This window comes from Streptomyces bottropensis ATCC 25435, from assembly GCF_000383595.1.
Lineage (GTDB): Bacteria > Actinomycetota > Actinomycetes > Streptomycetales > Streptomycetaceae > Streptomyces > Streptomyces bottropensis.
The window spans coordinates 7,165,449-7,183,572 of sequence record NZ_KB911581.1 but is presented as its reverse complement, the minus strand read 5'-3'; the positions used below and the strand labels follow the sequence as shown (position 1 = coordinate 7,183,572).

Below are 18,124 nucleotides of genomic sequence, written 5' to 3'. Positions count from 1 at the left end.
CATGGACCATCCTCCCTACAGAGTCGCGCAGGAGCTGGAGTCGCTGCTCGGCGATCCCGAGGCCCCCGGCACGGTCTTCTCCCACGCCCGCAGCCTGGAACTGGACGAGAACGAGGAGTTCCCGGCCGACCTCTGCCGGCTGCTGGAGGGCTGGGGGCTGCAGGAGTTCTACATCCCGGCCGAGTACGGCGGCAGGCTCACCGACTACGAGACCGTCATGCAGGTCATGCGGGTGGTGGCCCGCCGCGATCTGACCGTCGCCGTCGGCCACGGCAAGACCTATCTGGGCGGGGTCTGCGTCTGGATCTCCGGCACCCCCGAGCAGGCCCGCGGCCTGGCCGCGGACATCCGGGCCGGGGTGCCGGTCTCGCTGGCCCTCACCGAGCGCGCCCACGGCAGCGACCTGCTCGCCGGGGACGTGCGGTGCGAGGCCGACGGCGCCGGCGGCTGGCGTGTCAGCGGCGAGAAGTGGCTGATCAACAACGCCACCCGGGGCAGCCTCCTGTCGGTGCTCACCCGCACCTCCGAGGACGGCGGGCCGCGCGGCTTCACCGTGCTGCTCGTCGACAAGCGGCGGCTGACCGAGGGGGAGCACTACCGCCACGTGGACAAGATCCGCACGCACGGCATCCGGGGCGCCGACATCAGCGGGATCGTCCTCGACGGCGCCCCGGTGCCGGCGGACGCGGCGGTCGGCGGGGAGGGCGGCGGCGTCGAGACCGTGCTCAAGGCCCTCCAGCTCACCCGCACCATGTGCGCCTCGCTGTCCCTGGGCGCGGCCGACCACGCGCTGGGCATCGCCCTGGACTTCGCCGAGCGGCGCGAGCTGTTCGGACGGCGGCTGATCGACCTGCCGCAGGCACGGCACGTGCTCGCCTCGGCCGCGGCGGACGTCCTGGCCGGGGAGGCACTGGCCACGGTCGCCGCCCGGTCCGTGCACACCGTCCCCGACGAGCTGAGCGTGGCCGCCGCGGTCACCAAGTACCTGGTGCCCACCGGGACCGAGGGCGTGATCGGCGAGCTGACCCGGTTGCTCGGCGCCCGGGCCTTCCTGAAGGACGTCCACGCCCGGGGCATGTTCCAGAAGGTCGACCGCGACCACCGCATCGTCGGCCTCTTCGACGGCAACACCCTGGTCAACCTCAACTCCCTGGTCAACCAGTTCCGTTCGCTGTCCCGGGGCTGGCTGCGCGGCGGCGGCGACACGAAGGGCGCCGTCCGCGCCTTCGACCTGGCCACCGAGCTTCCCCCGCTGGACCCGGCACGGCTCTCCCTCGTGGCCCGGCGCGGCAGCGGCATCATGGCGACGCTGCCGACGTCGGTCGCGGCGCTGCGCGCCGAGGCCGCCCGGCGGCCGGAACTCAAGGGCGCGCTCGGGGCGGCGGAGCGGCTGCTCGCCGTGACCGGCCGGGTCCACGAGGAGATGGACGCCCACCGCGCCGTGGTCTCCGACGTCCCGCCCGCCGCCTTCGACGTGGCCCGACGGTACGGCCTGTGCCTGGCCGGCGCCGCCTGCCTCGGCCTGTGGACGTACAACCACCGGGCGGCGGACGCGGGACGCACCGGGGAGCTGTGGCGCAACGGGGTGTGGCTGTGGCCCGTCCTCGACCGGCTGTTGGTGAAGCTGGGCGAACCGGACGCGGGGGACCCCGACGCCTACCCCGCGCTGCTGGAGCGGCTGCGGGCCGCGCGGGAGGCGGGCGAGCTGTTCTCCCTGATCCCGTTCACCCTGGGCGGGACCACCGAGCGGGGCACCGGGGCACCCGGCGGGGACGCCCGGAGCACCCACGCATCCGGCGGCGCCACCCCGCGCACCCATGCACCCGGCGGCGCCACCCCGCGCACCCACGCACCCGGCGGTGACGGCGGTCCGCCGGCCGCCGTACCGCAAGGACACACCGATACCCGGGCCGCCGCCGGCGGCACCCGGACACCCGAGGGGACGTCATGCTGAGTGATCCCGCGGTCCAGGGGCTGCACGGCAAGGCAGCCCCGGCCGGTACCGCCCCTGTCACCGACCCGGCCACGCATCAGGCGCGCGAGAGCGCGGTCCAGGCCAGGATCGCCGACCTGGAGAACCGTTTCGGAGACCCCCAGGACCCCGCCAACCCGCTCGGCGCCGCCGAGCTGCTGGCCGCCGACGAGGCCGGGGAACTGCCCGCCGCCGGTGAGCGGCTCCTCGACGACGTGGTCCTCAACGCCGAGTTCGTGCCCACCGACCTCGGCGGGCGGCTGGACCGGCTCGACACGCTCGTCCGCGTGATGCGGCAGGTCTTCCGGCGCGACGTCGCCCTCGGCCTCGGCTACGGCATCACGTCCTTCATGGCCGCCGTCAACGTGTGGACGGCCGGCAGCGAGGAGCAGCGCCGCCGGACGGCGCAGCTGCTGCTGGGCGGATCGAAGGTCTCCGTCGCCTATCACGAGCTGCCGCACGGCAACGACTTCGTGCGCAACGAGTTCCGGGCCGACCCCGTGCCCGGCGGCTTCCGTCTCGACGGCCGCAAGGAGGTCATCAACAACGCGGACCGGGCCGACGCCTTCGCCCTGTTCAGCCGTACCGACGACAGTCCGGGCAGCCGCAGCCACTCGGTGCTGCTCGTCGAACGCGACCAGCTCGACCGGGAGCGCTTCGCGGTCCTGCCCCGCTACACCGCCGTCGGGGTGCGCGGCTGCCGGCTGTCCGGGCTGGACTTCACCGACTGCCCGGTGCCCGACAGCACCCTGCTCGGCGCCCGGGGCCAGGGCGTGGAACTGGCGCTGCGCTCCTTCCAGATCACCCGCAGCGCCGTGCCCAGCATGGCCATCGGCGCCCTCGACACGAGCCTGCGCACGGTGGTGCGGTTCGCCCTCGGGCGTCAGCTCTACCGGCGCTCGGTGATGGAGATCCCGCACGCCTCCTCCACCCTCACCGGCGCCTTCCTCGACCTGCTCATCTGCGACAGCATGGCGACGGTCGGCACCCGGGCGGTGCATCTGCTGCCCGACGAGACCAGCGTCTACGCGGCGGCCGTGAAGTACCTGGTGCCCAAGATGCTCACCGACACCATGTACGACCTGTCGATCGTGCTCGGGGCGCGGTTCTACGTGCGTGAGGGGGAGTTCGGCCTCTTCCAGAAGCACGTCCGCGACCTGCCGGTGCTCAGCCTCGGCCACGCGGGCTCGGCGGCCTGCCAGGCCACCATCATCCCGCAGCTGTCCCGGCTGGCCCGGCGCGCCTGGTTCTCCGGCGACGAGGCCCCGCAGAGCCTGTTCCGGCCGCGGGAGGGGCTGCCCGGCATCCCCTTCGGGAGCCTCGCGCTCGCCAGTGGCCGGGACAGCCTGAGCGCCTCGCTGGTCGCCGCCGCCGACGGGCTGCCCAGCGGCTCCCCCGAGGAACTCGCGGTGCAGGCCCTCGTCATGCGGATGCTGGACCAGCTGCGCCAGCTCCAGGAGGACAGCCTGAACCTCTCCCCGCAGGACCGCACCGCCCTCGCCAGCCCCGCCAGCTTCGCGCTCGCCGACCGCTACGCGGTGTTCCTCGCGGCCGCGTCCGTGCTCGGCGTCTGGCGCGGGGCGCAGGGCGGCGACGATCCCTTCCTGGCCGACCCGGCCTGGGTGGCCGCCGCACTGCACCGGCTCGCGCGCCGGCTCGGGCAGCGCCCGGCCGACCTGCCGCCCGGGTGCGAGGGCCGGGTGCACGAGGAAGTGCTCCGGCGCTTCCACGAACGCCGCAGCTACGACCTCTACGACACCCCGCTGGCCGGCTGACCGCCGGCCGAGCGGACCCGACGCGCCTTCACCGAGGAGTTCTTCCATGACTGTCCCCGCGACCGACCGCACCGCGAACAACGAGCACACCGCACACACCGTCGAGTCGCTGAGCAGCTGGCTCGCCGACCGGATCGCCCTGTACCTCAGGCGCACGCCGTCCGAGATCTCGCCCACCGTGCCGCTGGCCGAGTACGGGCTGGACTCGGTCGCGGCGCTGAGCCTGTGCGGCGACATCGAGGAGGACTTCGACCTCGTCCTCGAACCCACTGTGGCCTGGGACTACCCGACCGTCGCGGCGCTGGCCGAGCACCTGGTGGAGGAACTGCGGGCGATGGAGGGAGAGAATCGATGAGGCCCGTCGCCATCGTCGGCATCGACTGCCGGTTCCCGGGGGCGCCCGACCCGGCCGCCTACTGGGACATGCTGATGCGTTCCGGCGACGGGGTGGGGAAGGTGCCCCGGCAACGCTGGGACGCCCGTGACTTCCACTCGCGCGCCGGCGCGGAAGGACACTCCAACACCACCGAGGGCGGGTTCATCTCCGACCCGGACGCCTTCGACAACGAGTTCTTCACCGTCTCGCCGCGCGAGGCGGCCGCGATGGATCCGCAGCAGCGGCTGCTGCTCCAGTGCGCCTGGCGTGCCGTCGAGGACGCCGGGATCGCCCCGCAGCGCCTGGCCGGCACCGACACCGGCGTCTTCGTGGGCATCATGGGCAACGAGTGGGCGCACCTGCACATGACCGACTACGCCCAGGTCACCGCCCAGCTCGGCTCCGGCAACGGCTACTGCATGACCGCCAACCGGGTCTCGTACCACCTCGACCTCAAGGGGCCCAGCCTGGCGGTGGACACCGCCTGCTCCTCCTCCCTCGTCGCCGTCCACCTGGCCTGCAACGCGCTGCTGGCGGGGGAGTGCGACACCGCCATCGCCGCCGGGGTCAACGTGGCGCTCACCCCGGCGCTCGGCATCTTCTACACGCAGGCCGGGCTGTCCGCCCCCGACGGCCGGTGCAAGCCCTTCAGCGCCGACGCCGACGGCATCGGCCGGGGCGAGGGGGTCGGCGCGGTGGTGCTGCGCCGGCTGGAGGACGCGATCGCCGACGGCCAGCCGGTGTACGCGGTGATCCGTGGCACCGCCGTCAACCAGGACGGCCGCAGCAACGGCATCACCGCCCCCAACCGCTGGTCCCAGCAGGAGGTGCTGGCCGCCGCCTACCGCCGGGCCGGTGTCGAGCCGTCCGACGTCGTCTTCACCGAGGCCCACGGCACCGGCACCGTCCTGGGCGACATGATCGAGACCAAGGCCCTCGGCCAGCTGCACGCCGGGCGCTCCGGGCGCCCGCTGGCCCTCGGCTCGGTCAAGGGCAACATCGGGCACACCGAGGGCGCCGCGGGCATCGCCGGACTCATCAAGGTCGCCCTGTCGCTGCATCACAAGACGGTCCCCGCCAGCCGGTTCGCCGCCCGGGAGAACCCCGCGTTGAAACTCGCCAAGCTGGGGATACGGCTGCTCAAGGCACCGCTGCGGCTGCGCTCGGGGCCGGCGATCGGCGGCCTGAGCAGCTTCGGGATGGGCGGCACCAACGCCCACGCCGTCCTGGAGTCCGCGCCGCCCTACGCCGCGCGCCCCGAGGCGGAGGACACCGGGCCGGGGCGTACCGGCCGGACCACCGGTGCCACGGGGCTGGGCGCCGGCGTCTTCACGCTGACCGCCCCCTCGACGGCCGCCCTCCGCCGCAACCTGCTGGTCCAGGCCGACACCCTGGAGAAGCGCAGGGTGCCGGCGGGCCCGCTGTCCTGGAGCAGCAACCGCACCAAGACGGGCCACCGCTACCGCTTCGCGGTGCCCGCCCAGGACACCGGCGAACTGGTGACGACGCTGCGCGAGGCCGCCACCGACGACGACCTGCTGGCCCGGCTCGTCGGCAACACGGCGGGCAGGCCCCAGGTGGCGCTGCTGTTCACCGGCCAGGGCTCGCAGTACCCGGCGATGACCGCGCGGCTGTACCTGCAGTCGCCGCTGTACCGCAGGTTCCTCAACGAGGCCGACGAGGCGCTCGCCCCGCACGTCGGCGGCTCGGTGCGCGACCTGCTGCTCGCCGGGGACGAGGCCGTGCACCGCACCGGATGGGCCCAGCCCGCCCTGTTCGCCGTCGAGTACGCCGTGGCGGCGAGTCTCGGCGAACTCGGGGTGCCGCCCGCGCTGCTGCTCGGACACAGCGTCGGCGAGTACGCCGCGGCCGTGCTGGCCGAGGTCTTCCCGCTGGAACAGGCCGCCCGGCTGATCGCCGCCCGGGGCGCCCTGATGGAGCGGCTGCCCGAGGGCGGCGGCATGCTCGCCGTACGGGCGCCGCTCGCCGAGCTGACCGAACTCGTCGCCACCGAACCCCTGGTGGGGGTCGGCGCGGTCAACGGCCCCCGGGCCACCGTGCTCTCCGGGGACCTGGTGGCGCTGGGGCGGATCGAGGACCAGCTCACCCGGCGGGGCGTCAGGACCCGGCGCCTGGAGGTCTCGCACGCCTTCCACTCGCCGCTGATGGATCCGATGCTGGACCGGTTCGCCGCGCTCGCGGACGAGATCGGCGGCGGAGTACCGAAGCTCCCGGTGTACTCCACCGTGCGCGGGCGGCTCCTGGAGGCGGAGCCCATGGACGCCAAGTACTGGACCGAACACATCGGCGCCCCCGTGCTGTTCGGTGACGCGATGACCCGGCTGCTGGAGGCGGGACCCACCCATCTGGTGGAGGTCGGCCCCCGCCCGGTGCTCAGCGGCATGGCGCGCTCCCTGCGCTCCGCCGCCGGAGCCGGGGTGCACGCCGTGGCCCCCGTGTCGGGTGAGGACGCCGACGGCCGCACGTTCGCCGAGGCGCTGGCCGAACTCTTCCGCAGCGGACTCGACCCCCACTGGGACGCCGTCTACCCGCAGGAGGAGCGACAGCCGCAGCGGCTTGCCCCCTACGCCTTCTCCGACGCCCACCGGTTCTGGACCCGCACCGCCGTACGGGCCGCTCCGGCGGCCGACCTCAGCGTCGTACCCGACCGCGCGGACACCGGCTCGCCGCACCCCCGGGAGCAGCCGGCCGCGCACGGTGCCGTCCTCACCGCCGTGCTGCCCACCGCCGCGGAGGACGCGTCGGCGACCCCGGTGGCGCGCGCCGTCATCGAGGCCGTCGCGGAGGTGGGCGGCTACGCCACGGACGAGGTCTCGCGGCAGTCCCTGCTCTACGAGGACCTGGGCTTCGACTCGGTGATGATCATGGAGCTCAAGGACCGGCTCCAGGAACGGCTGGACGGCCTGGAGACGATCAGCGTGCAGGACCTCCTCCCCCGGCTGTCCTCGGTCGGTGACCTCGCCGACTACCTCCAGGACCGCGCCGGTTCGGCCGTCGCGTAACCACCCCGTGGTCACGGCAAGGGCGTCGCACCGTGACGGACTCCAAGGAAGGACCGCTCGTATGCAGTCGGAACACCCCACCCAGCACGGCTCCGCCCCTGGCGGGCCGGTCTCCTACCTCGCCGCGGTCGGTACCGCGCTGCCGGGAGACCCGGTCGACAACGCGGCGCTGGCGAGGACGCTCGGCGTCAACGAAGAGTGGATCGACGTGTTCATCGGCACCCGGACCCGGCACTTCGCCCGGGACCTGGAGACCGGCGAGGTGCGCTGGTCGCTCGCCGACCTGTGCGCCCGGGCCGCCGAACGGGCGCTCGCCGCGTCCGGTCTCGACCCGCACGAGATCGACTTCGTGGTCATGGGCACCGCGACCCCGGACCACCTCATGCCCGCCACCGTCAACCACGTCGCCGACCAGCTCGGCCTGGACCAGATCCCCACCTACCAGCTCCAGTCCGGCTGCGCCGGTGCCGTACAGGCCCTGCAGCTGGGCCACACCCTGGTCACCGGCGGGGGACACGCGGCGGGCCTGGTGATCGGCGGCGACGTCTGCAGCAAGCACCTCGACCTGAACCGGGACCTGTCCGCGGCCGCCCCCAGCGACCTCGTCAACTACGTGCTGTTCGGCGACGGAGCGGGCGCCGCCGTGGTCACCTCGGAGCCGCGCGGACAGCGCCTGGCCCTGCGCAACGTCCTCAACCGGTTCACCGGCCTCGGCCGGGAGCCCGGCCAGATCATCGACTGGTTCGGGCTCGCCGACCGGCACGAGGACCGGCAGGCGGTACGCGAGGACTACAAGGCCATCGAGGAGTCCGTCCCCGTCATGGCCGTGGAGATCCTCTGGGAGCTGCTGGAGGACCTCGACTGGACCCCCGAACAGGTCGACTTCCTGCTCCCGCCGCAGCTGTCCGGCCGGATGACGCGGCGGATCGCGGAGGAACTCGGCCTGCCCGGCGCCGTCGAGGTGTCCTGTGTCGCGGACACCGGGAACAACGGCAACGCCCTGCCCTTCCTCCAGCTGGAGGCGCTGCTGGAGAAGATCGGCCAGGGGCAGCGCGCGCTGGCGGTCGCCGTCGAGTCCAGCAAGTGGATCAAGTCCGGTTTCGCCCTCGAAAAGATCTGACCGTCCCCCCACACACCCGCCCCGTCACACACCGCCCCGGAGGGCCGTACGCATGGACACCATCGACGACTTCGTCCGCCTCGTCAGGGACGAGCTCGGTATGCCGCTGGAGGAGTACCAGGTCTCCGCCGACCTGGACCAGCTGCCCGAATGGGACTCGCTGTACCTGCTGAAACTGGTCACCGCCCTGGAACAGGCCGCCGGCCGCTCGCTGCCCGTGGGCCGGCTGCTGGAGGCCCGCAGCCTCGGCGAGATCTACCAGCTGGCGGCCCGGCCGTGACCGGTTCCGGGGCCGGCGGGAACCCGCCGGCCCCCGCCCGGGCGCACCCCGAGCGCCGGCGCAGGCACACCCTGTACTTCCTGGAACACGCCGCCCGGCAGCGGCCCGTCCACCTCGACACCGACATCGACATGACCCGGATCGAGGCCCATCGCGCGACGGCGCGGGCCGCCGGGCGGCGCTACTCGGTCGTCACCTATCTGCTGCACGCCACCGGCCGGGTGCTGCACCGGCACCCGGAGGCCAACGCGGCACTCGCCCCGGCGCGGCTGTTCGGGCTGCGCGGACCGAGGACCCTGCGGTTCACGGAGGTCACCGCCAAACTGGCGCTGGACCGCACCGTGGACGGGGAACGGACCGTGCTCTCCGCGCTGCTGCCCGCCCTGGAGCGCGCCGGCCTGGACGAGATCCAGCGGCGCGTGGACCGCTACCGCGGACCCGGCACCGAACAACTGGCCGAGTTCCGCGGTGTCCGGCTGCTCGGCCGGCTGCCGGTGCCGCTCGGCCGGCTGGCCTTCGCCGCCGCGACGCGCGACCCCGCCGGACGGCCGGGCGTCTTCGGCACCGTGGCGGTCAGCTCGCTGGGCCACCGCCCCGTCGACGGCTTCCACTCCAGCGGGGGCACCGCCGTCACCCTGTGCGCGGGCCGCGTCGTCGACCGGCCGGTCGTCAGGGACGGGCGGCTGGCGATCGCCCCGGTGATGCGGCTCGGACTCACCTTCGACCACCGGATCATCGACGGCGGAGCCGCCGCCGACGTACTCGGTGATCTCAAGCAGGAAATGGAGGGCTTCGATGACGGCGCGGAGGACGACGGCACCCAGCCCATCGCTCGGGGAGCCGGTGCGGATCTCCGGTCGTGACGGAGCCTGGGACCAGGTGCGCGCGGACCTGGAGAAGCACGAGGTCGCGGTGTTGCACGCCCGGCTCGCCGACTGGCGGCCGGACCGGGCGGGCGGCCCGCGGCTGCGCGCCCTGCTGGGCCGGGACTGGGACCGCTACCTGGAGATGACGCACCCGGACGTGCGGACGAGGTTCGCCGCCTCCCGGGTGCTGCTGAAGTTCGCCGCCGCGGTGGCGCTGCGCGTGCCCCCGCAGGCCGTCGAACTCGGCTACGGCCCCACCGGCCGGCCCTATCTGCGGGGCTACGACGCGGTGGACATCAGCCTCAGCCACACCGAGGACCTGCTGCTCATCGGGCTCGCCACCAAGGGGCTGATCGGGGTGGACGCCGAGCGGGCGGACCGTCCGCTCTACACGCGCGGGCTGCACCGCCACGTCTGCACGCCGCACGAACTGACCGTCCTGGAGCGGCTACCCGCGCAGCGGCGGGGCGCGGCGCTGGTGCGCATGTGGACGCTGAAGGAGGCCTACAGCAAGGCCATCGGGCAGGGGCTGCGGTTCCGCTTCACCGACTTCGGCTTCAGCGGCGACGGCCGGCCCGCGCGGGTCCTGGCCCCGGACGGGGCACCGGGCACGGGTGTCGAATGGCAGTTCCGCACCTTCTCCGTGGACGGCGGCTACGTCGTCAGCGTCGCGGTGAGCGACGCCGGCTTCGGAGGCACACGGGACACGGCCGCGCGCACCATGCTCGATCCGCGGGTGGTCGCGGCGGTGGCCGAGGCCCTGGGCGACGACGCGGAAGCGGAGGACCGGGACGGGGAGGACGAGCTGCTGGACTGGTGAGGGCCGACGACGGCGCGCCGGCGCGAAGAGGAGTCTCTTCGCGCCGGCGCGCCGCCGTGTGCCGTCGTGTGGGTGCGGGGCGGGTGCCGGTGCCGGTGCGGGTGTCTGTGTGCCGCCGGGACGGTCGACGGCACCTCCCGCGCGGCGCTTAGCGAGGCGCAGCCCGTGCGCCAGCCCGGCTTAAGGGACGGCGGCCAGCATCGTCTCCGGGCGGGCCGCCCAGCCGGGGGACGTCCCCCGCTCCCGGCCGGGGGCCCGCCCGCCGTACGACCGGACAGCCCCGCCCGCCGCCGGTACGACCAGGAAGGCCACCGAGCCCTCCGGCCGCATCCCCCGGGCATCGGCCCCGCACCCCGGAGGAGACGGAGAACAGCGATGGACCATCTCGGAGAACTCAAGGAGTTCGCCCGGCTGCACGCCCGCGGCCAGGGCATCGGCGACCGGCAGGTGGCCGCCGTCCTGCCGAGGATCACCAACGACGAGCCGGGGCACCCCGCGTCCTGGGCCCGGGTGTGGACCGGCGAGGCCGACCGGCTGGCCGTCGCCGGCCGCCCGCTCGACGCCTGCCGCCACTACGCGCTCGCCCGTTTCCCCTACCACGGCGACGACGTCCGCCGCCGGGCCCAGGACAACTGCGTACGGACCTTCGACGACTGGCGTCGCCGACGGGGCGTCGAACGCCTGGTCCTCGACCACCCGGACGGCACGGTCGCCTGCTGGGCGAGCGGGCTCGACGCGCGTCGCCGGCGGCCGCTGCTCGTGGTCATGGGCGGCATCGTCAGCGTCAAGGAGCAGTGGGCGCCCCTGCTGCCCCGGCTCGCCCGGCTGGGGTACGCGGCGGTGGTCACCGAGATGCCCGGCGTCGGGGAGAACACCCTGCGCTACCACGCGGACTCCTGGCGGCTGCTGCCGTTCCTGATGGACCGGCTGGCCGGCCGCGCCGCGGTGACCCGCACCTCGGTCCTCGGCCTCAGCTTCAGCGGCCACCTGGCGCTGCGCGCGGCGGCCGCGGACCCGCGCATCCGCTCCGTCCACACCGTGGGCGCCCCCGTGGCCGGGTTCTTCGCCGATCCCGCCTGGTGGCCCGAGGTGCCGGGGATCACCGTCGCCACGCTGCGCCGGCTCACCGGCGCGGCCTCCGACGACGAACTGCGGTCCCTGCTCGCGGACTTCCCGCTCGGCCCCGACGTCCTCGGCGCGCTCGACATCCCGGTCGGGTACGTGGTCAGCGCACGCGACGAGATCATCCCTCCCACGGAACGGCGACTGCTCGCCGCCGCGCTGCCCCGCGTGCGTTTCAAGGAGTTCGACGACGTGCACGGCTCTCCGGCGCACCTGGGCGCCATGCGCAAGTGGCTGATCGCCTCCCTGCTACGGGCCCGCCTCACGAACCGCTCCGCCCCCCGCCACGCCGCCCTTTCGACGAGCACCGGGAGACCGCCCGCGGCGACCGGCACCGCTGCGGCTGGTCTGTCCGTCCGGACCGGAACCGGTGCCTCCGCCCGGACGGGAGCCGGTGCCACGGGGCCGTCCGTCGGTGCCGGCGCCGGCGTGGCCGGTCCGTCCCGCACCGCCGCGCCCGGTCCGTACCGCACCACCGCGCCCGGCCCGTCCGTCGCGACCGGCACCGGTCCGACGATCCCGGCCGGTCCCGGGGCGGGCGGCTACGCCGACGCCGTGCCCCGGCAGCCACGGCCGACCCCCGCCGAGTGACCGTCCGGCATCCGCCCGCCGGTTCCCTAAGGGTGACCGTCCCGCGTCTGTCCGTCGGCTGTCGCCGGGCGGGAGCCCCGAGTCCGTTCGTCGGCTCCCCCGGGTGATCGTCCCGCGCATGCCCGCCGGCTCCCGCCGGGTGCGCGTCCCGTGTGCTGCCTACCGACTCCCGCCGGGCCGGCGTCCCGCGTCCGAGTGTCGGCCGCGGTCGGGTGAGGGTCTCGCGTTCCGCCGGCTCCCGGCGAGCGCGCGTACCCGCCCGTCCGCCGGCTCCCCAGGCCGCACGCCGCCAGGCCGAGCGGCAGCGATCCCGCGTTCTTCCTCGCACACCTATCCAGAGGTGACTGTCATGTCCTCCGTGCACACCCTCCGCGCTCCCTCCTCGCAGGCCCAGGTGTTCGCTCCGTGGCGGACGCGTACCCCCGGGCAGGCGCAGCCGTGGCGGTCCCTGATGTCGCTCGGGCTCGACCCCGAACCCGACCCCGAGAGCGTCCCCGCCGCCCAGCTGCCCGGCGCACCGGACGTCGTCGAGTCCGCACCCGTCCCGCGCCGCCCCGTCCGTGACCGTCACCCGATTCCGCAGGAGGCCTGAACCATGGCCGACGCCCCCTTCACCGCCCGCTCGGCCTTCCGGCCCAGCCGCCAGCCGGGGCGGCCCGGACCCCGTGCGGTGGGCCGCAACGAGGTGCGCGTCCGCACCCGTCACCTGCACGGCTACCGCTTCGCCTACCGGATGGCCGGCAAGGGCGAGTCCGCCGTGGTGCTCATCCACGGCATCGGCGACTCCTCGGCGACCTGGGCCGACATCATCCCGGGCCTGGCCGCCCGCCACCGGGTCGTCGCCCCCGACCTGCTCGGCCACGGGGCGTCGGCCAAACCCCGCGGCGACTACTCACCCGGGGCGTACGCCAACGGACTGCGGGACCTGCTCAGCGCCCTCGGCATCGAGCGGGCCACCCTCGTCGGTCACTCGCTCGGCGGCGCGGTGGCCGCCCAGTTCGCCTACCAGTTCCCGGAGCGCACCGAGCGCCTGGTCCTGGTCGGCAGCGGAGGCATCGGCCGCCAGGTCTCCCCGCTGCTGCGGGCCGCCACCCTGCCCGGTGCCGAGCTGTTGCTGTCCGCACTGCAACTGCCGACGGTGCGCTGGCAGTTGCGGATGTTCGTCAAGATCATGAAGACGCTGGACACCGGCCTGGGCGTCGACGCGCCGGATCTGCTGAGGGTGGTCGACGCCCTGCCGGACGCGAGTTCGCGCAGCGCCTTCGTACGGACCCTGCGGGCCGTCGTCGACTGGCGCGGGCAGGTCGGCACCCTGCTCGACCGGTGCTATCTGACCGAGGGCATGCCCACCATGCTGCTGTGGGGCGGCCGGGACATGGTCGTCCCGGCCCTCCACGCCGGCCTCGGACACGTCTCCATGCCCGGCAGCCGGCTGGAGATCTTCGAGGAGGCGGGACACTTCCCGTTCCACTCCGACCCGGAACGCTTCCTCGGCGTACTCCACGACTTCATCCGCCGTACCGAGCCCGCCCGGTTCAGCGCCGAGGAGTGGCGGCAGCTGCTGCGCACCCGCCGCGCCCGTCACCGCGGCGCCCACCCCCTCCAGGGGCGGGCCACCGGATGACGGCGGGCCGCGCGGTGTCCCAAGAGGTGCACCGCGCGGCCCGCGCACACCGCCGGCCACCCGGGAGTCCGGGAGCCGGCGGACAGGACGTCAGGCGGCCCCCGCCGGGGTCAGGGCCGAGCCGGCCGTTCCGATGAGCCACATCCCCGGGCGGACCTCGACCGCGTGAGCGAGCGGGGACGGACGGCGGGAGGAGTCCGGTGCCAGGCGGGCCGCGGTGCGACGGACGTACTCCGTCCAGCGGCGGTCACCGAGCCGTTCCGCGGCCCGCCGGCACTGCTCCAGATGCCGCATGGCCACCTCCGGGCGGCCCCGCCGCAGGTTCACCAGGGCCAGCCCGTTCAGCGCGGCCACCTCGCCCCGCAGGTCCCCTTCCGCCGAGCACATCGCGAGCGCCCGCCCGTACCGCCGCGCGGCGGGTTCCGGCAGACCCTGGCCGAGCAGGACGTCGGCCGCGCCGATCCGGCAGCGGGCGACCCCGGTCCGGTCGCGGACCAGCTCGAACGCGTGCTGGGCGGCGGTGTGGTGGCGCAGCGCCCGGTCGGCCTGGCGGCGCTGCCAGGCGAGGTCGCCCAGCGAGTACTGCACCACCGCCTCCGCCTCGACGCTCCCGGCCCGCCGCGCGGCGTCCAGCGCGAGCCGGTGGGTCTCCTCCCACTCCTCCCACGCGGCGCGGGCGTGGAAGTACCCGGCGGCGCTCCCCGCGAGCTGCCACACCAGGGACCACAGCCCCGCCGCGTGCGCCTGCCGTACGGTCTCCACCAGGCCGGTGGCCTCCTCGCGGAACCATCCCAGAGGGCTCGCGCCGACGATCGCGGCGGCGTCGGACCCCGGAGCCGCGTCGAGGGGGCGGGACCGCCAGTCCCGACCCGGGGTGAGCCGCCCGTCCGCATGGCGGGCCAGTGCGACACAGGCCCGGCCCAGCCGCTCGACGGCGTCCCGTCGCGTCCGGGCGGCGTCCGGTTCCGCCTCCCGCAGTTCGGTGGCCAGCACCCGCAGCAGCGAGTGGAAGCCGTAGCGGACCGACTGCCCGTCGGTCCGGGCCTCCAGCAGCTGGGCCCGTACGAGCTCCTCGGCCGTCTCCTCCGCCTCCGCCGGCCCGGTGCCGAGCAGGGCCGCGACGGTCCACCCCGTGAAGTCGGCGGTCGGAGCCAGCGACAGCAGACGGAAGGCGCGCCGCAGCGCGGGCCCGGCCTCCTGGTACCCCGTCAGCAGGCTGGAGCGCAGATCGAGATCGCCCTCGCGCAGTACGCCGAGACGGGTCCGCTCGTCGCGCAGCCGGCCCGCCAGCGCGGCGGGCGTGGTGTGCGGCCGGGCCGTCAGGGCCGCCGCGGCCACGCGCAGCGCCAGCGGGAAGCACGCGCACAGCCGGGCGATCTCGGCGGCCGCCACCGGGTCCTGCGCCATCCGCTCGCCACCGGCGGCGAGCAGGAGTTCCACCGCCTCCTCCGGCCGTACGGCGTCCAGCCCCAGATGCTCCGCGCCGTCGAGGGCGGCGGCCCGGCGCCGGCCGGTGAGGATCACCGTGCCCTCCGCGAAGGCCCGCAGGAGCGGTCGTATCTGCTGTTCCGAGGCGGCGTCGTCCAGGATCAGCAGGATCCGGCGTCCCCCCAGGGCGCGCCGCAGCCGGTCCGTCAGCTCCTCGGGATCGGTGAGCGGGGCGTCGGAGACGTCGTCGGTGAGGCGGCGCAGCAGGGCCGCTCCCGCCTGCGAGGCGCTCAGCGGGCGACCCTGCGGCCCGCGCAACCCGATCAGCAGCCCGCCGTCCGGGAACAGGTCCGCCGTCCGGTGGGCGAGCTGCAACGCCAGCGCCGTCTTGCCGACGCCGGCCGGCCCGGACAAGGCCAGGACCCGGGCCGGAGGCTTACCGACACTCCCGCGCAACGCCCGTTCCCCGTGAACGAGTTCCTCGTGCCGGCCGACGAACCCGGGCGGTGCGGAGGGCAGCGCCGGAGGCGGACCGGGCAGGGGGCGCGGTCCGCCGGCCGGCCCCGTGCCACGCCGGGGTGCACCCGGGTACGCCGGGGCGCCGGTCCCGCGGCCCGTGTCGGCGCGGCCCGCGTCCCGCGCGCCGCGGGGTGGCTGCCAGTCCAGGGAGGGGTCCCGGCGCAGAACGCGTTCGTGCAGCCGGGACAGGCCCGGGCCCGGTTCGACGCCGAGTTCCTCCACGAGGGAGTGGCGCAGCCGCCCGTACACCCTCAGCGCGTCGGATCCGCGGCCCGTCCGGTACAGCGCAACCATCAGATGTCCGTGCAGGCTCTCCCGCAACGGGTACTCGTTGGCCAGGGCCAGCAGTTCCCCGGCGAGTTCCTGGTGGCGGCCCAGCCGCAGGTCGGCGACGATCCGCTGCTCCAGGACCTCCATCCGCAGCTCGTCCAGCCGGATGGCGGCGGACTCCAGCCGCACACCGTGCGGGATCCCCGACAGGGCCGGGCCGGTCCACAGGGCGAGCGCCTCGCGAAGCAACCGGGAGGCATCGTCGAAGTCCCCCTCCTGGTACGCCGTGCGGCCCTGGGCCCGCAGCTGCTCGAAGCAGGGCAGGTCGAACTCCAGCTCGGGCACCGCCAGGAGGTAGCCGGGAGCCCGGGTCAGCAGCTCACCGGCGGGCGCCGGACTGCCGCCGTCGGCGAGCACCTTGCGCAACTGGGACACGTACACCTGGAGGGTGGTGGTCGCGGTGCGCGGTGGCTCCGTCCCCCACAGTTCGTCGATCAGGCTGTGCACCGGGACCACTTCACCGGCCTGCACGAGCAGGGTGGCCAGCAGGGCGCGCGGTTTCGCCGCGGAGGGAGTGCGGGGCGACAGACTCACCGGCCCCAGAACCCGGAAACGCATCGGAGAGCTCCTTGATCAGGAAATCGAGTGGGATGGGAGGGGAGAGCGTCGGCCGGTCCGGGCGGCGGCGTGCTGTCAGCAGTCCTGCAGCAGGACGGCCGAGGCGGTGCACAGGACACGGCTGCCCTGGCTGAAGGCGAGCCGGGACCGCACGGTGGGCCGGCCCGCCTCGTCGCGAACCGGCTCGTCCGCGACGACCGTGCAGGTCAGCGGAAGGTCGGCGTCCCCGAAACCGCGGAACGACGCCCGCCACCGGGTCAGCATGGCGTGGGAGGGACGCAGCCCGTGCAGTTCCTCGGCGGCGAGCAGCGAGGCCTGCCGGGATGCCTCCAGGAACACCGGACCGGGGACGTGGTCGCCGGGTACGGCCGCGAAGACCTCGTGACCGGGATCGCAGGCCACGGGCAGGACGAACTCCCCGTACGGCGCCCGCAGCGGCGGTCCCACGACGACATTGCGCGGGTCCTGGCGGCCGACCGACCCGGGCGACACGGCAGGCGGCTCCTCCTGGGAGGCCGCCGTCATCGAGGCCAGCGGGCGCACCACCGGGGCGGTGCTCCGCAGACTCTCCTGGCGCCCCACCTCACGGTGCGACCGGTACACCCCGGGCATCAGGAACTGGATCCGCGCGGAAGCGCTCCCACACCCGACACCGTTTATGGCCACGTCACCACGGCAGTCGAGGCCGCGCGGAACGCCGTTGACCACGTCCACGGGGACAAGGGTGATGTCCAGGGTCAGATGGGCCGGCCCGCCGGTGGGACGCCACGGGGCGAGGTCGAGGACGTCGAGCCCGCTGGAGACGAAGACCGCGGGGCGCTCGGCGGGGACCCGGAAGTACTGGTGGGCGACGAAGTGCGTCGCCTCGCGCAGCGTCTCGGCGACGAAGAGCAGATCGTGGAAGGTGCCCGGCCCGTCGTTGAACGTCCCGTGCCCGGAGGGCAGTTCGGCGGAGAGCGCGAAGTGCTGTTCCACCGGAGCGGTGGCGTCCAGCAGGAAGCCCTCCGGTGTGACGGGTCTGTGCAGCAGATGGAGCGGTGCGGCGAGACCTCTGGAGTCCCGAGCGGACGCGGCGGGCTGGGAGGTGAAGGTGATGTCCATTGCAGCTCCTTCTGGGATGGCCCGGGGTGCGCGCGGCGCGGGGCACGGCCGACGGGGCCGGCGCGCACAACGCCACAGGGCGGTGGCGAAAAGATTCCGCCACCGCCTCCACGGTGTCCTGGATCACTGGTATCGGCCTGTACCTGGCCTGGAACCGGGCTGTATCACGGCGGAATCGGGCCATCCAGGGGCCGAACACCGGGCACTGCGGGCCTGCGTGAGGCCTGCGCGACGCTTGCACGAGGCCTGCGCGAGGCCCGCGCGAGGTCTACGCGGCCCGCGCGGAGACCAGGGGGTGGTCGGCGGCGAGCGGGCCCGCCGCGCTGGCTCCGCCGGGTGATCCGAGGTCGGCGAAGACCTCCGCGTCCACCGACCGGTAGCCGCTCCACTCGGCCGGTACGTCGTCCTCGAAGAAGATGGCCTCCACCGGGCAGACGGGTTCGCAGGCACCGCAGTCGACGCATTCGTCGGGCTGGATGTAGAGCTTCCTCGGTCCCTCGTAGATGCAGTCGACCGGGCACTCGTCGATGCATGCCCGGTCCTTGACGTCGACACAGGGCTGAGCGATCACGTACGTCATGCTGTCCCTCCCCGGGATGGTGCGGTGAAACGGTTTGTG

14 protein-coding genes are annotated in these 18,124 nt (G+C 74.5%); 11 read left to right on the top strand and 3 right to left on the bottom strand.

What is annotated here, in order from left to right; all coding sequences use genetic code 11:
- Position 1: 1 nt before the first annotated feature.
- The 11 genes from STRBO_RS0131895 to STRBO_RS0131840 all read left to right on the top strand — a co-directional run bounded on the left by STRBO_RS0131895 (position 2) and on the right by STRBO_RS0131840 (position 13,569).
- A complete protein-coding gene (locus STRBO_RS0131895) occupies positions 2-1,954 on the top strand; it encodes an acyl-CoA dehydrogenase family protein (protein WP_005478989.1) in 1,953 nt (650 codons plus the stop codon).
- Positions 1,948-3,747 carry an acyl-CoA dehydrogenase family protein gene (locus STRBO_RS0131890; RefSeq protein WP_005478988.1) on the top strand — a complete coding sequence of 600 codons (1,800 nt, stop codon included), beginning with the start codon at positions 1,948-1,950 and terminating at the stop codon, positions 3,745-3,747. Before STRBO_RS0131895 ends, STRBO_RS0131890 begins: the two co-directional genes overlap by 7 nt.
- Positions 3,748-3,793: 46 nt before the next feature.
- Positions 3,794-4,102 carry an acyl carrier protein gene (locus STRBO_RS0131885; protein ID WP_005478986.1) on the top strand — a complete coding sequence of 103 codons (309 nt, stop codon included), beginning with the start codon at positions 3,794-3,796 and terminating at the stop codon, positions 4,100-4,102.
- Positions 4,099-7,146, top strand: a complete 3,048-nt coding sequence (locus tag STRBO_RS0131880; RefSeq protein ID WP_005478984.1) for a type I polyketide synthase — start codon at positions 4,099-4,101, stop codon at positions 7,144-7,146. The genes STRBO_RS0131885 and STRBO_RS0131880 overlap by 4 nt, the downstream gene beginning before the upstream one ends.
- A gap of 61 nt (positions 7,147-7,207) precedes the next feature.
- On the top strand, positions 7,208-8,266 hold the full coding sequence (locus STRBO_RS0131875; protein ID WP_005478983.1) for a 3-oxoacyl-ACP synthase III family protein: 1,059 nt from the start codon (positions 7,208-7,210) through the stop codon (positions 8,264-8,266).
- 52 nt (positions 8,267-8,318) lie between these two features.
- The gene (locus STRBO_RS0131870) at positions 8,319-8,546 is read left to right on the top strand and encodes an acyl carrier protein (protein ID WP_005478980.1); all 228 of its coding nucleotides are present in this window, start codon (positions 8,319-8,321) and stop codon (positions 8,544-8,546) included.
- Positions 8,543-9,409, top strand: coding sequence for a 2-oxo acid dehydrogenase subunit E2 (locus STRBO_RS0131865; RefSeq protein WP_020115387.1), 867 nt, complete (start codon positions 8,543-8,545; stop codon positions 9,407-9,409). The genes STRBO_RS0131870 and STRBO_RS0131865 overlap by 4 nt, the downstream gene beginning before the upstream one ends.
- The gene (locus STRBO_RS0131860; RefSeq protein ID WP_005478976.1) at positions 9,390-10,232 is read left to right on the top strand and encodes a 4'-phosphopantetheinyl transferase family protein; all 843 of its coding nucleotides are present in this window, start codon (positions 9,390-9,392) and stop codon (positions 10,230-10,232) included. The genes STRBO_RS0131865 and STRBO_RS0131860 overlap by 20 nt, the downstream gene beginning before the upstream one ends.
- 375 nt (positions 10,233-10,607) lie before the next feature.
- Positions 10,608-11,945, top strand: a complete 1,338-nt coding sequence (locus STRBO_RS0131850) for an alpha/beta fold hydrolase (protein WP_005478974.1) — start codon at positions 10,608-10,610, stop codon at positions 11,943-11,945.
- A gap of 349 nt (positions 11,946-12,294) precedes the next feature.
- On the top strand, positions 12,295-12,537 hold the full coding sequence (locus tag STRBO_RS40690; RefSeq protein ID WP_005478973.1) for a hypothetical protein: 243 nt from the start codon (positions 12,295-12,297) through the stop codon (positions 12,535-12,537).
- Positions 12,538-12,540: 3 nt separating this feature from the next.
- Complete coding sequence (locus STRBO_RS0131840; RefSeq protein WP_005478971.1) at positions 12,541-13,569, top strand: alpha/beta fold hydrolase; 1,029 nt, start codon at positions 12,541-12,543, stop codon at positions 13,567-13,569.
- 90 nt (positions 13,570-13,659) lie between these two features.
- On the opposite strand, the gene STRBO_RS0131835 is transcribed toward STRBO_RS0131840, so the two are convergent.
- From STRBO_RS0131835 to fdxA, 3 genes are all read right to left on the bottom strand, one after another.
- Complete coding sequence (locus STRBO_RS0131835) at positions 13,660-16,404, bottom strand: AfsR/SARP family transcriptional regulator (protein ID WP_005478970.1); 2,745 nt, start codon at positions 16,402-16,404, stop codon at positions 13,660-13,662.
- A gap of 75 nt (positions 16,405-16,479) precedes the next feature.
- Positions 16,480-17,505 carry an AfsA-related hotdog domain-containing protein gene (locus STRBO_RS0131830; protein ID WP_005478969.1) on the bottom strand — a complete coding sequence of 342 codons (1,026 nt, stop codon included), beginning with the start codon at positions 17,503-17,505 and terminating at the stop codon, positions 16,480-16,482.
- A gap of 268 nt (positions 17,506-17,773) precedes the next feature.
- Complete coding sequence (fdxA, locus tag STRBO_RS0131825; protein ID WP_005478968.1) at positions 17,774-18,085, bottom strand: ferredoxin; 312 nt, start codon at positions 18,083-18,085, stop codon at positions 17,774-17,776.
- Positions 18,086-18,124: the final 39 nt, after the last annotated feature.

Excerpts from the sequence above, each read along its gene's own strand:
- STRBO_RS0131895 (WP_005478989.1), top strand. The coding sequence starts at position 2 with ATGGACCATCCTCCCTACAGAGTCGCGCAGGAGCTGGAGTCGCTGCTC.
- fdxA (WP_005478968.1), bottom strand. The coding sequence starts at position 18,085 with ATGACGTACGTGATCGCTCAGCCCTGTGTCGACGTCAAGGACCGGGCA.
- STRBO_RS0131870 (WP_005478980.1), top strand. The coding sequence starts at position 8,319 with ATGGACACCATCGACGACTTCGTCCGCCTCGTCAGGGACGAGCTCGGT.
- STRBO_RS0131850 (WP_005478974.1), top strand. The coding sequence starts at position 10,608 with ATGGACCATCTCGGAGAACTCAAGGAGTTCGCCCGGCTGCACGCCCGC.
- STRBO_RS40690 (WP_005478973.1), top strand. The coding sequence starts at position 12,295 with ATGTCCTCCGTGCACACCCTCCGCGCTCCCTCCTCGCAGGCCCAGGTG.
- STRBO_RS0131885 (WP_005478986.1), top strand. The coding sequence starts at position 3,794 with ATGACTGTCCCCGCGACCGACCGCACCGCGAACAACGAGCACACCGCA.
- STRBO_RS0131830 (WP_005478969.1), bottom strand. The coding sequence starts at position 17,505 with ATGGACATCACCTTCACCTCCCAGCCCGCCGCGTCCGCTCGGGACTCC.
- STRBO_RS0131890 (WP_005478988.1), top strand. The coding sequence starts at position 1,948 with ATGCTGAGTGATCCCGCGGTCCAGGGGCTGCACGGCAAGGCAGCCCCG.
- STRBO_RS0131875 (WP_005478983.1), top strand. The coding sequence starts at position 7,208 with ATGCAGTCGGAACACCCCACCCAGCACGGCTCCGCCCCTGGCGGGCCG.
- STRBO_RS0131880 (WP_005478984.1), top strand. The coding sequence starts at position 4,099 with ATGAGGCCCGTCGCCATCGTCGGCATCGACTGCCGGTTCCCGGGGGCG.
- STRBO_RS0131835 (WP_005478970.1), bottom strand. The coding sequence starts at position 16,404 with ATGCGTTTCCGGGTTCTGGGGCCGGTGAGTCTGTCGCCCCGCACTCCC.
- STRBO_RS0131840 (WP_005478971.1), top strand. The coding sequence starts at position 12,541 with ATGGCCGACGCCCCCTTCACCGCCCGCTCGGCCTTCCGGCCCAGCCGC.